Here is a 16,071-nt window from a genome sequence, read left to right as displayed (position 1 = left end):
TAATGTTTGCTAGCAAAAATGAAAGATGCCTTAAATTTTTGTCAGCTTATTATTTATTCGCTCTTTTAAAAATTATATTAACAATTTTTAAAAAAGTGGGAGAGATTATGCAGCAAGAACAATTTGTGTATTCGCAAAAAAATAACTTTTCAGGTGGTGAGTTAACGCCAACCATTGAGGGCAGAACTGAGCTGGCATTATATCAGAATGGCGTTAAAAAGTTGATTAACTTTATGCTACTGCCGTCAGGTGGTATTATGCGTAGACATGGTACACAATTTGTTCATTTGTTCACCGATAATGTACCAAAGAAAATGGCAGCAGTGATGTTCTCAAGGAAATTATCTTACTTGCTGGTTTTTGAATCGCATCAGCTAGAGACTCGTTGCTTATTCTTTGTTGGTGGGGAATTGTTGTTAACTAGTAAAGTTATACAGGATGAGGGGCAAAATTTTCATTTTCGTCCTAAGGATTTTTCTTATGTAGTATTTCAAGGAATTGCTTATATTTCCTTTGGCGATAAGAGACCAATCTTTAAATTCTCCATTGACCCGCAAGTTATTGAGCAATTTTACCAACATATTGAAGAGCAGGCAAGAAAGAGACAGGTAGAATATGTTGAAAGAGCCGAGATAGCCTCTAGTAGCAGCTATGAGCTAGCCAGCAATTTCCCTGGTAAAGAGAAGATGTTTATTATTGAACCACTGAAATGCCAAGTTAATTATTTTACTGTAGGGCAAACTGGATATAATAAAATACAAAAACCTTTTAATGAAGTAATCTATGGAGCGGAAGTAGATAAAATTAACGATACACTAAAAGACCTTTACCAGCGAGCAGCAAGTTTATCATATACTAATCAATCTCCCATCTACCAAGCACAGCAGGAGAAATTATATTGTACTTCAGTGGTTACTTTTGAAAACCGGTTATGGTGCTTTGGAGTCAATAAAAATATTCATTCAATTTGGGCAAGCTATAAGGGAGATTTTAGTGATTTTAGGATGGCATATAGAACCCTGCTAGAGGCTCGTAATCCTTTAAGTGCTTTTTCGGCAACTTTCTCCTCCTCAACTTTTGATAATGTCCTATGGTCGGTGCCTTTTGCCGATGAATTATTATTAGGCACTAGTGATGGCATCTATTTAGTCAAAGAAGGAGATCGAGCTAAGGGAGAATTTGTCAAAATCCATAAAGAGATTGAGCTACCAATATCACCACTGAAACCAGTAATAATCGGTAAGACCATCTTTTTTGTTGAAGGTAATGGTTGTAAAATTAATAGTTTGTATTATTCACAAGAAAAAGGTGGTTTTCAGATATCAGATATCACTGCTTATGCTGAGCATATATTTGCTGGTGGCATTAGACAAATTGTCGGCTGTAATAGTCCCTTTTCAATGATAGTGGCAGTGTTAAAAAATGGCTCTTTTGCTAGTTTTATCTATTCACATGATTTAAAAATTATGGGTTGGTCACAACATTGGCTAGGTGGTAATGGTCAAGTATTAGGCATCACGCCGATTTATGCGGAAAGTGCCGATATGCTATATCTGCACGTTCGGAGAAGTGATGATACTGGTGTAAGCAGCAAGGAATATCTAGAAGTACTGCAAACTCGTTATTTTTCTGCCAAGCATTTTGTTACCGATAAAGCCGTTTATGCTGACTGTCACGTTAATATCCTTGTCCTATATTTCATTCAAATCTGCAAAAAACTTGATTATCGAGTCTTACCTGCCTCCTGTTCTAACTTTCGACAGCTGTGCTGTTTATGATTTTACATATGGATTTTCAGTTTTAGTATAAATAAATCTTATTGGAACACCTGGTAAATTAAAAGCTGCCCGCAAGTTGTTTATAAGGTACCTAGTATAACTATCAGTGATTTTTTCAGGATTATTGGAAAATAGCTTAAAGGTCGGTGGACGAATTTTTGTTTGAGTCATATATTTAATTCTAACACGTCTTCCGCCTTTTTGTAAGGGTAACGGATGCTGTTCAAGGGCAAAACCTAACCAATCATTCAGTTTACTTGTTGTAATTTTTTTATTCCATAAATTATAAATTCTGATAGATTCATCTAGCACCATATTAATATTATGTTTTTTTAAGGCTGATATGAATATTATTGGCAATCCTCTAACTTGTGGTAGATTGGTTTCTATCTTATAAGCAAATTCCTCTTTAAATTTATCCTGATCTCTTCTCTCAATCAAATCCCACTTATTAACTACTATAAGCAAACTTCTGCCTTGATCTATAACATAATTGGCAATATTTAGGTCTTGTTGTTCTAGAGGAGTTCGTGCATCAACCATCAGAATAACTGTATTAGCAAACTTGATGCTATTAATAGCGTCAGAAGATGATAATTTTTCTAAGGATTTAGTAACCGTTCCTTTTTTTCTTAAGCCAGCCGTATCAATTAATTTAAATTTATTATCATTATATAGCCAATCAATTTCTATAGATTCTCTTGTTATACCTGCTTCAGGCCCTGTTAATAACCTTTCATTGTTAATAATGCTATTAATAAAAGTAGATTTTCCTGCATTTGGTCGACCACTCACCACTATTTGTATATAGTTAGCTTTTATTGGATCGGTTAATTGGTCAGTTAATTCTTCCTCTCCATCTTCATTTTCTAATTCTTCAGTTATTGCATCGTATAAATCTGCCATACCAACACCATGCTCAGCAGAAATTGGTACTACATTATCAAAACCAAGCTTGTAATATTCTTTAGCAAAGTCAAATCGTCCTTCACATTTATTAACGATTAACACAGATTTCTTATTATATCTTCTGATAAAATTAGCAAAAAACTGATCTTCAGGTAACACCCCCTCCTTGCCATCTACCACAAGACATAGCAAATCTGCCTCTATAATCGCTTCCATAGTTTGTTGCATCATTCTATATTCTAATTTTTCATCTTCTGCTTCTTCTAAACCAGGAGTATCAATTACCGTAAAATCGAATGGACCAATTTGTGCATCAGCGTATTTTCGGTCGCGTGTTACCCCAGGGAGATCATGTACGATTGCCTTTTTCCTGATAGCTAAACGATTAAAGAGCGTAGATTTTCCGACATTGGGTCTGCCAATAATTGCCACAATTTTTTTAGTCATGTCACTTCATTTTATCATAATAACGCGTTAACACTAATATCAAATCATTTGAATATTAGCAATATTTGCTATATTATTAGCACTTAATTATATAAAGTTAAACAGTTTATTGTACCTATCAGGGATTTTGTATATAGTTATTCAAAATAACATTTTAAATAATATATAATGGCAACAATGAGCACAAATAACAATATTAATGATGTTGTAGAAATTACAGCACAAAGTGGTTCATCAATTTTTTCTCTGATATCGTCATCTGATATCATCGGAAAATCTGTTATGATAATTTTGGTAATTGCCTCAATCTGGGCATGGACTATTATTATAGATAAGATACTCCATTTAATTCAGGTAAGAAGGAAGATTGCAGTTTTTGAAGTTACTTTTTGGTCTGGAACAGTTTTAGACCAATTATATGAAACTACCAAAAGAACAATCAATAATCCTCTTGCTGCAGTTTTTGTAGCCGCGATGAATGAATGTAACCGTCAAAGTTCCAAAAACCTCACTGATGCACTTAAAATTAGTCATAAAGAGCGAATAATACAATCTATGTATTTGATCAGAAATCGTGAAATTGAAAGATTAGAACAAAATTTAGGTTTTTTGGCAACTGTTGCTTCTAGTACACCATTCATAGGATTGTTGGGTACTGTCTGGGGAATTATGCATAGTTTTCAGTCTATTGCAGCATCAAAAAACACCTCACTTGCTGTTGTCGCCCCTGGTATTGCAGAAGCTCTACTTGCAACGGCAATTGGCTTATTTGCGGCAATTCCGGCAGTGATTTTTTATAATTACCTTTCCTCGCAAATAATTAAGATTAACAACAAAATCGATGATTTTATTAATGAGCTTAGTTCTATATTATCAAGAGCTATAGATGAAGGAAAAATGTAATGGCAATACAATTACGCAACTTAGGTAATCAAAGAGCAAGGAGTAATTTAGTCAGCGAGATTAACGTTACACCACTCGTTGATGTTATGCTAGTATTGTTAATTATCTTTATGATAACCTCTCCAATGCTAGTATCAGGTATTAATGTTGATTTACCAGAAACAACTTCTAGCCCACTGTCAGGACAAGATGAGCCGTTAGTGATTAGTATTAACAATAAAGGAGAATTATATTTATTAGAATCTAAAATAGAAAGACAAAATTTGGCTAGCAAGCTAACTAATATTACAAAAGAAAAAAAAGATACTAGAATTTTTGTAAGAGGAGATAAAAATGTATCCTATGGTGAGGTAGTTAGTGTTGTAGCTGAAATCCATGCAGCTGGCTTTTCTAAAGTAGCACTAGTTTCAAATATTAAATATAATGAAAAATAATAATATTGTTTCTGTCTCTTTTATTTGCTCGGTAGTACTTCATTTACTAATAATTTATTTCTTTTTATTTGGTATACCATCATTGTTTAAAAAGCTTCCTGAAGAGCAAGTAATAGTTTTTGAAATGTTACCGATTAGTAATCAATCTAATGTACCCAATAAAACTAAACAGCCTGAAAAAGCTATAGAGAATCAAGATGCAAAAAAGGTAGAGCAAAGTAAACCTGACTATGTAGAAGAGAAAAAACCTGTAGAGAAGGCTGTTGAAGAAAAGAAATTGGTAGAAGACAAACCGGTAGAAGAGAAGAAGTCCATTGAAGAGAAGCCTATTATTGAGGAAAAAAAGCCTATAGAAAAGCCTATTATTGAAGAAGAAAAGCCTCTAGAAGAAAAACCTATTATCGAAAAAAAGAAGGCCATAGAAGAGAAGAAACCTACAGAAGTGAAAAAGCCTCTAGAAGAAAAACCTATTATCGAGAAAAAGAAGGCTATAGAAGAGAAGAAACCTACAGAAGTAAAGAAGCCAATTGAGAAAAAAAAGAAAATTCCTAATAAGAGCGACTTAGATTCTTTGCTTAAAAATTTAGAGCAATCATCTGAAGGCTCTAATGCAAAGTCAAATAAACAAGCAAGAGCCAAAGAAAATAAAGAAACTCAGGAATCGAAAGGTTCATACGATGACACGTTAGCTCTTTCTATCAGTGAAATATCTTTAATTAAGCAACAAATAGAGAGATTATGGAGTAAGCCTATTGGGATACAAAATCTTGAGCAGTTAAGGGTAATTTTGTATATTGCTTTAAATAAAGATGGTAGTGTTAAAGAAGTAAAAGTAAAAGAAACAATATGCCCAAATATAACGAAAACAGCTTGTGACGCTCTATCTGACAGTGCAATGAGAGCCGTATGGCAAGCAAGCCCTATTAATAATCTAGACCCTCAGCGTTACGATAGCTGGAAAGAATTTAATTTTCTTTTTAATCCAAGTAATAGCAATAACTAAAATAATTCTATATTAGAAAATGAAAAAAATAAGCCATATCGTAAAAATAATGAAAATAGCTATTAGTGGATCATAAAAATCTGTTATATTTATAGACATAACCGAGTTTGGAATAACTTGTTATATCGAATTCGGGTTGTATATATGTTCGCAGATTTCAGAAGAAGGAAGTAATTGATATGCAAAAATATTTAGACCCAACAAATGATAGTCTATTTAAGAAAATCTTTAGTGATCTGGAGAGGCTAAAAGAATTTCTTAATAGTATTCTTGATTTACCTGAAAAGCATAGAATTAAGGAAATCAACTTTCTTTCATTAGAACATTTACCTAGAATTCATCAAGGTAAGAGAAGTGTATTTGATTTGAAAGTTAAAGATGAGTCAGATCATTGGTACATTATCGAGATGCAGAAAAGAAATGAAACCGATTATTTAAAAAGATTACAATATTATTCTGCTCATTCATATGTTCAACAACTTACAGAAGGGGTGACTCACAATGATTTATTACCGATAGTAGTAATATCATTAATGAAATCAAAAATATTTGCTGAAGAAGTACCATATATAAGTTTTCATAAAACTATTGAGACCACAACTAAGAAACAGCAACACATATTTGATATATCGTATGTCTTTATAGAGCTTAAAAAATTTAAAGATATTAAGCAACCATTATTGAGTATTGCCGATGAGTGGTTACATCTATTTAAATATGCAACAAAAGAAAATACCCCCCCTGTAGGAATTAAAAGTAGTAAGGTATTAGAAGCTTACCATGTTATCGAGATGCATGGACTAACACCAGCAGAATACGACTTATATGTAAGATGCAAATTGCAGGAAGATGCGGAAGATATTGCTTTAGAAGAAAGCTTTAAAGAAGGCAAAGCTGAGGGTAAAGCTGAAGGTAAAGCTGAAGAAAAAATAACTACAGCAAAAGAAATGTTAATTGATAATCAACCAATAGAAAAAATAGTTAAATATACAAAACTAACCATTGAAGAAATAAAAAAATTAAAAGAAGAATAGCCTATAGTAAAGGAGTAGCTGCTAATAACTATAAAGCTAGGGACTACCTGCAATAACTAAAGTAATTCTATATTTGGCTCTTTTTGGCTGCGAATAAATATGATTTTGAGTCTATAATATACTTGCTTGTTAGGGATTAGAGCCAAGGTATTTTTAAAGCATAATTTAGGCGAGCGACGAGTGACGACGTCACCAACTTCTCATCAATTGACATAGCTTTAATCTTTACAATTAAATCCTCTGCTAATGCAACTAATTTGGCTTCTTCTGCATCATCGAAGAATACCCCTAAATGTCGGACAATACGTTGTTTGACATTACCTTTGCTATCTCGGTATCCTTCAACCACTTGTATTGATTGCCTTGGACTATTTGGTGTTTTTTTACGACGTATGTACATGTAGGTAACTGTAGAATTAATATGTAATAATATAGTTATAGCACAACAAATTGCCTGAAAAAATCATTTCCCAGTTCTATGGCTCCTCCATATCATCTCTTTCCATCTTTCAACATTTTCTTGCGGAAGTCGGGAAGAAGTATACGAATATGCTCTAAAAAAGCAGTCTGTTGATAATACATTTATAGATTGGATGATTGAGAAATATCACAAACCTTAATTTTTTCTTTGCTGATAAATTTTATCAACGATTGGTGATTATACAGCCTTGCTGATTATCAGAGAGTTTCTTGCATATAGCTTTAGCTTGGTTTATATTTTGGTAGTTACCTACTAAGACTAAATAGAAAAAACTCCCTTTATCAGATTGTATCTTTTTGATATTTATCACCGTATTATTAAGGATTTTCGCATATTTTTTTTTGATTCTCTCCCCTTCTTGGTTGGCTTCTGATTCAGATTTTACCGAAGCTATCTGGATTTTATACCCCCCTTGATTTGACTTATTTAATAACTGCGTATCATCGATCTTACGATGCGATTCAGTAACTTTTATTATATTTAGACCCACCTTATTTGAATTAGGCTGTTGTTCTATTAAACTCTCTGTTTGTACCGGTTCGTTTTTTATTATATTAGGTAAAATTACTTCCGTCCCATCTTCATTTTTACTTAGTTTGAGTTTCTTATGCTTAACCTGATCAGTTTCTATTATATCAAATAAGATTGTATCTATAGAATCAGTATCTTCATCACCTTGTACTGATTTTTGTTTAGTAATATTTAATGGCTTTTCCGGTTCAGGTTGCAACGTTATAGGTTTACTAATCTTTTTTTGTTGTAAATTCTCATAAATTATATTATTGGCATTTGGTATTACTATCCCCCCACTATCTTGTGGCTTAACTTTTGTCGGCGATTGATCATGGTAAATCGTCACTACCTGACCACCACTATCTTGATTATAATTAGTATACACTAAATATGTAATAGCACTAAGTATTGAGAGAAAAATAATAATTAGAAAAACACGATTAACCATATTTTTTATAAATAACTTTATCAGACAACGTATAGCTAACCCGATCAGCATTTAGCCATAATAAACTGGCGTCATTGCGAGGAGGTCATAAGACCGACGAAGCAATCCATATAATAAGCTTCATGGATTGCCACGTTCACGTACGTTCGCTCGCAATGACGTTTGTGAATTTGGTGTATACTCAAATCATTTGAGTATAATGCTAATCAGATTAGTTATACTACATTTTATTCATAGGCGTCACCCCTATAACATCAAAACCAACTTTTATAATTTTTTGAATAGATTTTGCTAAAGCAAGGCGGGCAACAGTCAACTCTATATTATCTTCAATTAAAAACCGATAATCATTATTTTCTTTGCCAAAATTCCATAAAGCATGGAATTTTGAAGCTAAATTAATCAAATAAAAAGCTATTCTATGTGGTTCAAAATATTTCGCTGATACTTCTAAAATTTTTGACCATGAAGCAAGCAGCTTAATTATTTCAATTTCCTCTTCAGTAGAAAGCAAAGATAAATCATACTCTTTTTCTAAGAACTTATTATATGCTTTTGGCATAGATTCTTTAGCTTTTTCCAGTATAGACATAGTCCTAACGTAAGCATATTGTACATAAAATACTGGATTATCCTTTGATTGTTCTTTTACTTTTGCTAGATCAAAGTCAAGAGTAATATCATTCTTACGGGTTAGCATTATAAATCTTATTATGTCCTTACCTACCTCGTTTGTTACATCTCGCACATTAGTAAAATTGCCGCTACGTTTTGACATTTTTACAGCAATACCATTTTCCACGAAGTTTACTAACTGGCAAATTTTAACATCAACTTTAATTTTTTCTCCACCAAGAGCCTTAACTATCGCCTCAATTCTTTTTACGTAACCACAATGATCTGCCCCTAGAACATAAACTAGATGATCAAATCCACGATCTATTTTATCCTTAGCATAAGCTAAATCAGAGGCAAAATATGACCAACTACCATCAGATTTTTTTATTGGTCTATCTTGATTATCGCCAAAAGCAGTAGATTTAAACAATCTCTGAGTTCTTGAGTCCCAAAGCTCATCTACATTACCTTTAGGAGGAGGTAACTGCCCATCATATATGAGTCCCATTTTAGTCAGTAACTGAACAACTTCCTCAATCTTGCCACTATCATGCAGTGATTTTTCTGAGAAAAATACTTCGTGTTCAACATCTAGCTCTTTTAAATCGTGCTTAATTATCACTAACATTTCTTCTATTGTAAAATCCTTAACGAGTTCATGGCGTTCGTTATCCGGCATTGTTAATAATTTATCCCCAAATTTCTCTACCAACTTTTGCCCAATATCTACCAAATATTCTCCAGGATAAAGCCCTGCTGGTATCACGATATCTTCTTTTGTTAATGCTTGCTTATAGCGTAACATAACTGAGTTAGCTAAGTCATCCACTTGGGAGCCGGCATCATTAAGGTAATATTCTTTGGTAACAATATAGCCAGTACTATCTAGAACCTTGGCTAAAGCATCACCATACACAGCTCCTCTAGCATGCCCAATATGTAGAGGACCAGTTGGATTTGCAGAGACGTATTCAATATTGACCTTTTGATTATTACCAAAATTAACCTTAAAAAACTCCTCTTTATCTAGCAATATGTCATTAATAGAGTTATGCCACATATCGGCTTTAATAGTAAAATTAATAAACCCTGGACCAGCAACTTCTATAGAGGCAATATATGGCAGGGATGTTAATATTTCCTTAAATCTAATGGCTAAGTCTTTAGGTTTAACATTTTGTTTTGCTGCAACAATCATAGCTATATTGCTTGAAAGATCACCATTGAACTTATCTTTAGGAATTTCAACAGCTGCCAATTGTAACACATCATCATTATCGCATATTTTTTTGCCTGCACTAATGATATCGTTACGTAATTTATTAAATATATTCATAAATTAAATATTATTAGAATTGAAGGAATAAATATCTTGATGCTCTTGAATAGCAAACCGGTCAGTCATGCCGGCTATATAATCTGCTACTATACCAGCTTTAGATTTTGTATTCCCTGGTATAATTAATTCTTTCCAACTAAATGGTAGTAAATCAATATTATCCATATATATCTTAAATAAATCTTGTACGATTCTTTGACACTTTAAAAGCATCGATGTCAATTTATTATGCTTATATACTTTATCATACAAGAATTGTTTAATTTTTACTATACGCTCTTTTGCTTCATCAGTAAAATCAACAAGCTGATAATCAAGATGGCGTATATCATCGGTTGTAATTATTTTCTGTTTCTGTAGATTATTATTTGTTTGTAGTAGTAAATCAGCAATTAAATCGCTGATTAATTTACGTACTACTTCATATATAAGCTGAGTTGTTGTTATATTTTTAAACTGAGACTTAATTTCAAAAGCATATTGATCAATAAATTTAATTTCCGTTAGATGATTAAAGTCAATAATCTTAGCACCAACACTATCTTCTAAATCATGGGAAATATAACTAATATCATCAGCTAACGAAGCAATTTGGGCTTCAGCTGAGGAGTAATGAGTTAAGTCAAGGTTATGTTGTGAATCATACTCTAATATATATTCAGGTATATTATTTATTAAAGGACCATTATGTTTGACAATTCCTTCTAGCACTTCCCATGTCAAATTTAATCCATCATAAGCTGCATATCTTTTCTCTACTTTAGTAAGAATCTTTAATGAATGAGCATTATGGGAGAATCCACCATAATCTTGCATACACTTATTTAGAGCTACCTCTCCTGCATGACCGAAAGGAGTATGTCCAAGATCATGGGCAAGACCTATAGTTTCTGCCAAATCACTTGACAAATTAAGGGTTTTGGCAATAGAACGGGCAACCGTAGAAACTTCAATTGAGTGAGTAAGACGATTTCGATAATGATCGCCTTCATGATTAATGAAAACCTGGGTTTTATATTGCAAACGCCTGAAAGCCTTTGAATGAATTATACGATCATGATCTCGTTCAAATTCATTTCTGTAAGCTGTAGGATATTCGTTAAACAATCTTCCCCTACTATTGCTGGGGTCTACTGCATATGAAGCAAGCATATATTAACTCCTAATATTATGTTCTAGATAACCTCTCTGTCATTGCGAGGAGCTACTTTAGTAGCAACGAAGCAATCCAAAAAGCAACAAGAGATTGCTTCGTCACCTTCGGTTCCTCGCAATGACGTTTTTACCCTGTCATATATGGACGAGTGAATTTGTCAAGAAAGAAAATAAAAAAATAGAGCCACAAAGGAAGCGGTCATATATTCGGCATCAAGTGCCATAATGGTTTCTGCATTCTTATAAATATCCTTGAGTGACCTCTCATTCCCACGGCTTCTAGAGCCTCGACATAATTACGGATTTTATTCAGAATACTTATTCATTAACTCTTTAACTTTCGTTCTCTTTATTGTTACTATTCTTTACTCACAATATTTATCAATTACCAATTTTTATTTAGTTGACATAGTTTCTTCTTTTTTTCCAACTAAACTAATTTGCAACATATTCGCTACCATTGGTGACTACTGCATAAGCAATCCTTGCTAACTTATTTGCTAAACCAACACATATAATATTATATGATTTATTTTCAGCAAATTTCTTCACTGCCCACTGCACTAGTTTATCTTTTGATTCCTTATCACTTTTTGCTCTTATTGCTATTGTCCTTGCGGCTTGAATCAACATAGTTCTGGCATATCTATCTCCTTGTTTGGTAATCCCTCCTAAAACTATCTTATCTCCTGAGCTATGTTGCTTTGGTACCAAACCAAGCGAAGCAGCAAAATCCCTCGGGGTTGGATAACTTTCCATTGGGGCTACACTCAAACAACTAGCATTGATTGCTCCAATGCCAAAAATTGTCTGCAACCTAGTAGCTTTCTCACTTTGCTTATTATTGCTGATAATCAGCTTTTCTAAAGTTTTTTCTTTGTTACATAAATCCTCAATTTCTTTACATTCTAAAAGTAAAATTGACCTTATCCCAGAATTTATATAACCTTTACTATACGCTAACTCTACCTCCAGCCTACATGATTTGCAAAATTTATTTTTACTTAATTTTGTATTATAGCCATATTCACATAAACTTGATATTGTAGAATTAGTTTTTTGCACACGATCTCTGATCGTATTACTTCTAATTTTATGCAAGAATTTTATATCTTGTTCCTCCTTGCTTTTTAGTAGCACAGTTTTTAATTCTGGATCACGAGCCGCTTTGCATATTGCTAACGCATCGTTATAATCATTTTTCTGTTTCGATGTAGCATAAACTTTTACATCTTTTGTTTTCATTAGTTTGACTTGCAAACCAAGCTTAGCAATTTCCTGTGACCAATAATTAGCTCCTCCACATGCCTCCATAGCTACCAATGAACTTTTATCGAGATTGCTTAAATAGGCTATTAACTCATCTCTTGTAACTTTTTGGTAACCTATTTTTTTGCCATTTTGATCGACTTGCACCAAGTGCATACTATTTTTTGCTAAATCTATTCCTATTATAGTATTTTTTATGCTATTATTTATCATGGTATGGACCTATTAATTGGACCTATTAATTAAATTATTATTTAATTTGGAGCAGCTGAAAACTATTTTTCAGCTGACTCCGTACAAGTAAAGCATATTTCGCTTCACTCGTCCATACCATCATTCCCGCGTAGGCGGGAATCTAGCCCCCTACCTACGCAGAGGTGACACAAAAATGGATTGCTTTGTTGTGCAGTTTCCGCACTTCTCGCAATGACTTTTGGGGTAGCTACTTTGTCCTTGCGAGAAGGCTTGAGCCGACGAAGCAATCCATAAATTGCCATTCCATCCCACTATTGTCATTCCCACTTCGGTGCGGAATCTAATATCCCTGCTTTCGTAGGGATGACAAAAGACAGGATCGCTTTGTCATGCGATGCTACTTCTTGCTAATATTAATGGCATAATGTTAACCGGATTAGCTATATAGTCAATTGATGAGAAGTTGGTGACGTCATCACTCGTCTCTCCTAGTCCCCAATTTTCCTGAATTGACTATAGTATAGAATCACCTACTAAGCTTTTCAAGGTTTTTAAATGAAGCTGTTGCAAAATTAGCTTTTTAGGATTATTTTAAGGGTCTTTAATAATATAATCATGTCATGTCAATAGAAATTACCGATAATGCTTTTAAAAGAGTGGGCGAGTTAATAAAATTGGAAGATAATCCCAATTTGGTTCTTAGAATAATTGTTGATGGTGGTGGGTGTTCTGGGTTTGTTTATAATTACGCCCTCGTGCCAAGTAATGACATAACAAAAGATGATTGTGTTATAGAGAAAGATAATACTAAAGTGGTTATTGATGCAATATCACAGCCATTCATGGCTGATTGTATAATAGATTTTATCGAAGAGTTAGGTAGTTCCTATTTTGAAATTAGAAATCCCAATGCAAAAACTAAGTGTGGATGTGGCAATTCTTTCTCTGTGTAATTCCCAATTACCTACATTGCGAATACATTCGGTGTAAACGACGAGTTCGGGATTTATTTTTCTTTTGCCCATAAATCCATATCATATTGTTTACAATACTCAAACATAGATAAAGTATTAGGGTGGTTTATGCCAAACTCCTTTATTTGCGGTTTACCAAAGAATTTATAACTATGCAAGTTTTTTGCTTTACATGACGCTTTAGCTCCTTGACTATATAAGTCACTAACTTGAGCCACATTTTTACGATTATCCCTATATAAATAATGATATATGCTATAAGCTTTATTATAGTACTCTATTGCTACTTTTACGTTATCTTGAGCAAATAAAATATCACCTTGGACTACATAGCTTGCTGCTAAATATGGATCTTCCGAATAATCTGCATCTTTGGGATTTCTACGTTCATCAGCTAAAAATATGGAGATAGCCTGGTTAATATGCTCTGAGGCTTGGTCTAGTTTACCCAGCCCTAATTCACTTTTTGCCATTGCAATAAAAGTATAACCAAATACTTCGTCATCTTCTTTTTTAAAGGATTTACACATGTCATATACTTGCTTGGCTATGGCATATGCTTCTTGGTGCTTTTTAAGATAATTTAATATTTCTATTTTAGCATTATAAGAATTTATAAACCATGGGTCATCAGGACTTGTTCCATTTTTAATGGTTGTTTCTATACTTTTATTAACTTGTTCTAATGATTCAGTATATTTCCCTTGGACAAAGAATAGAAGTGCTTTAGCATCATGTATATAAAATATGTCACTTTCATCCATTAAGCCTTTATTAAAAAATTGTTCTATAATTTTAATGTTTTTTTCTGCTTCTTGAACCTGCCCTAATGCAATATTAGATGTTGCTAAGGTAAACAATACAATCCATTTAAAAGATTCATAACCTTCTACATTATCTAATATTTCTTTCGTTCTTGTACAATAATGTATTGCTGTTCTATAATTAGAACAAATTCTATAATACACACCTATTGCTCGTATGTAACTTGCATATGTGTATTTTTCATCATTACTCATTAACCATAATTTAAACTTACCAGTACCCTGTTGATCATTTTTATTAAACCAATTAACGAGTCTTTCTGTATTATGGTGATCGTAAGAGAGAAGATATGCTGATATTAGCTGTCTATTCAGCTGCATAATTTTATATATATTAACGTTATACTTCTCAGCATTCCTAGCAAGGATTTCAAAATTTTCATGCATAGTTTTTGCTTTTCTAAAAATTTGGGCTTTGATAATGCTCTTTGGTACGTAATTCATTAATTTAGTAACTATATCTTCTAAATAAGCTTTATTATTAATACTTCCATTAATCTCAGCTATTTTTTGAGCAATAACATCGTGCATTTCAAAGATCGGATTAGCTTCATGTGAGTCAATGTTAGATATTAAGGAAATTTTAGAGAGCTGATAAATATCATCATTCAATGTACTTTGATCATCCGTAATAAAACTTAGTAAGTCTTTTGAAAAACCTTGATTATTTATTAAGGCTATTTTATTTAGTAAATTTCTAGCACTTGGCTTTAATTCATTGATAGTTAACATAATGTTCAATTGAATTCTATCTGTTGATTGTTGAATTTTTTTCTTATACCCGGCTTTATCTAAACCTTTTACATTATTTAATAATTGTGCTCCTTGTACTATCATGATAGGATAACCAGCAAATTCTTTGCTCAAGAATTCTACTACCTTTGGATCATTATTTTCTAAAATATTGTTAGCAAGAATACTAACGTCACTTTTTGTAAAGGCAGTCATTTGGACTATATTCGGTAATATTTCACTATCTTGGGAACAAAATATAACATGTCCATTATTTTCCCACTCAACAAACTCTTGAACTTTCTTATTTTGACCTACCTTTAGATTATCAAATATCAGTAACCATTTATCTTGGTTTGATAAATAATTCATTAGTTCTTTTCGGACTAATCTTATATCTTCTGATATTAGATTAGATTTAGCAGTACTATTAATAACTTTTGCTAGCTTTAGTAGTTCTTGATTAATATCTAAATTACAGTCAATAAACCAAATAAGCTGATAGTTATTTTGATTTTCATAACAATACATTCTAGCAAGTTGGGTTTTTCCCATGCCACTAGTTCCTACTATGCTTGTTTGTCGATATTTAATTAAGTTATTTGTAAGCAAAGCTAGTTGTTTGACATGATCGACAAAATAAGTAACTGGTACAACAAAATTAAATATCTGGTTAGCCATTTGTTGTTGAGCTAATGAGTTAAGAGGCATTATTAATAATATTAATAGTATCAAATATTTATTCATTGTATTTTGTTAATAAAAGGTTTTAGAAAAACTAGATTGTTAAGATTAACATGATTATGATTTGTTTTGCAATCAAAATTATTTGTAATATAGTAAATTAATTATAAAAACCGTCGGAAAGAACGAATCTTTTAAGGTTAGTTATGTAATCTTACCTTGTTTTAAACTAATATTTTTAAATCTATAATTATTATCAAACAACTATAATACTTGACAAAAATAATAGTTCGACTAGTTTTAATTGTTATAAGATGCTCACCCCACAGCT

The 16,071-nt window shown here is 32.5% G+C and carries 12 protein-coding genes and 1 pseudogene; 6 read left to right on the top strand and 7 right to left on the bottom strand.

Going from position 1 to position 16,071, the window contains the following annotated elements:
* Positions 1-2: 2 nt before the first annotated feature.
* Positions 3-1,778, top strand: coding sequence for a hypothetical protein (locus ACQH1V_RS03775; protein ID WP_425360814.1), 1,776 nt, complete (start codon positions 3-5; stop codon positions 1,776-1,778).
* Here the strand turns inward: ACQH1V_RS03775 and der are convergent.
* A complete protein-coding gene (gene der / locus ACQH1V_RS03770; protein WP_341749305.1) occupies positions 1,773-3,134 on the bottom strand; it encodes a ribosome biogenesis GTPase Der in 1,362 nt (453 codons plus the stop codon). The two genes, ACQH1V_RS03775 and der, sit on opposite strands and share 6 nt — an antisense overlap.
* A 177-nt stretch (positions 3,135-3,311) precedes the next feature.
* Between der and tolQ the strand changes: the two genes are divergently transcribed.
* The 4 genes from tolQ to ACQH1V_RS03750 all read left to right on the top strand — a co-directional run bounded on the left by tolQ (position 3,312) and on the right by ACQH1V_RS03750 (position 6,508).
* A complete protein-coding gene (gene tolQ / locus ACQH1V_RS03765; RefSeq protein ID WP_375333609.1) occupies positions 3,312-4,037 on the top strand; it encodes a protein TolQ in 726 nt (241 codons plus the stop codon).
* Positions 4,037-4,471 carry a protein TolR gene (tolR, locus tag ACQH1V_RS03760; protein ID WP_094649070.1) on the top strand — a complete coding sequence of 145 codons (435 nt, stop codon included), beginning with the start codon at positions 4,037-4,039 and terminating at the stop codon, positions 4,469-4,471. The genes tolQ and tolR overlap by 1 nt, the downstream gene beginning before the upstream one ends.
* Positions 4,461-5,474: an energy transducer TonB gene (locus tag ACQH1V_RS03755; RefSeq protein ID WP_425360813.1), complete on the top strand. Its 1,014-nt coding sequence runs from the start codon at positions 4,461-4,463 to the stop codon at positions 5,472-5,474. The genes tolR and ACQH1V_RS03755 overlap by 11 nt, the downstream gene beginning before the upstream one ends.
* A 179-nt stretch (positions 5,475-5,653) precedes the next feature.
* Positions 5,654-6,508: an Rpn family recombination-promoting nuclease/putative transposase gene (locus ACQH1V_RS03750; protein ID WP_341749307.1), complete on the top strand. Its 855-nt coding sequence runs from the start codon at positions 5,654-5,656 to the stop codon at positions 6,506-6,508.
* 214 nt (positions 6,509-6,722) lie between these two features.
* Here the strand turns inward: ACQH1V_RS03750 and ACQH1V_RS03745 are convergent.
* From ACQH1V_RS03745 to ACQH1V_RS03725, 5 genes and pseudogenes are all read right to left on the bottom strand, one after another.
* Positions 6,723-6,908, bottom strand: a pseudogene (locus tag ACQH1V_RS03745) (IS1634 family transposase); the annotation flags it as partial.
* A 244-nt stretch (positions 6,909-7,152) separates the two neighbouring features.
* On the bottom strand, positions 7,153-7,950 hold the full coding sequence (locus tag ACQH1V_RS03740) for an SPOR domain-containing protein (RefSeq protein ID WP_425360812.1): 798 nt from the start codon (positions 7,948-7,950) through the stop codon (positions 7,153-7,155).
* Between the two features lie 220 nt (positions 7,951-8,170).
* Positions 8,171-9,904 (bottom strand): arginine--tRNA ligase, encoded by a 1,734-nt coding sequence (argS, locus tag ACQH1V_RS03735; protein ID WP_425360811.1) that lies wholly within the window; start codon positions 9,902-9,904, stop codon positions 8,171-8,173.
* A 3-nt stretch (positions 9,905-9,907) separates the two neighbouring features.
* Positions 9,908-11,059 carry a deoxyguanosinetriphosphate triphosphohydrolase gene (locus ACQH1V_RS03730; RefSeq protein WP_094649310.1) on the bottom strand — a complete coding sequence of 384 codons (1,152 nt, stop codon included), beginning with the start codon at positions 11,057-11,059 and terminating at the stop codon, positions 9,908-9,910.
* A 438-nt stretch (positions 11,060-11,497) separates the two neighbouring features.
* On the bottom strand, positions 11,498-12,544 hold the full coding sequence (locus ACQH1V_RS03725; protein ID WP_425360718.1) for an IS110 family transposase: 1,047 nt from the start codon (positions 12,542-12,544) through the stop codon (positions 11,498-11,500).
* A 602-nt stretch (positions 12,545-13,146) separates the two neighbouring features.
* On the opposite strand from ACQH1V_RS03725, the gene erpA reads away from it, so the two are divergent.
* Positions 13,147-13,479 (top strand): iron-sulfur cluster insertion protein ErpA, encoded by a 333-nt coding sequence (gene erpA / locus ACQH1V_RS03720; protein ID WP_094649311.1) that lies wholly within the window; start codon positions 13,147-13,149, stop codon positions 13,477-13,479.
* Positions 13,480-13,532: 53 nt separating this feature from the next.
* On the opposite strand, the gene ACQH1V_RS03715 is transcribed toward erpA, so the two are convergent.
* Entirely contained in the window at positions 13,533-15,803 is a 2,271-nt protein-coding gene (locus ACQH1V_RS03715) for a tetratricopeptide repeat protein (protein ID WP_425360810.1), read from the bottom strand.
* Between the last annotated feature and the right edge of the window lie 268 nt (positions 15,804-16,071).

Origin of the sequence: Candidatus Tisiphia endosymbiont of Ceraclea dissimilis (assembly GCF_964030735.1) — a bacterium.
GTDB lineage: Bacteria > Pseudomonadota > Alphaproteobacteria > Rickettsiales > Rickettsiaceae > Tisiphia.
The sequence above is the reverse complement of the archived record's forward strand: the minus strand, read 5'-3'. Positions and strand labels throughout refer to the sequence as shown.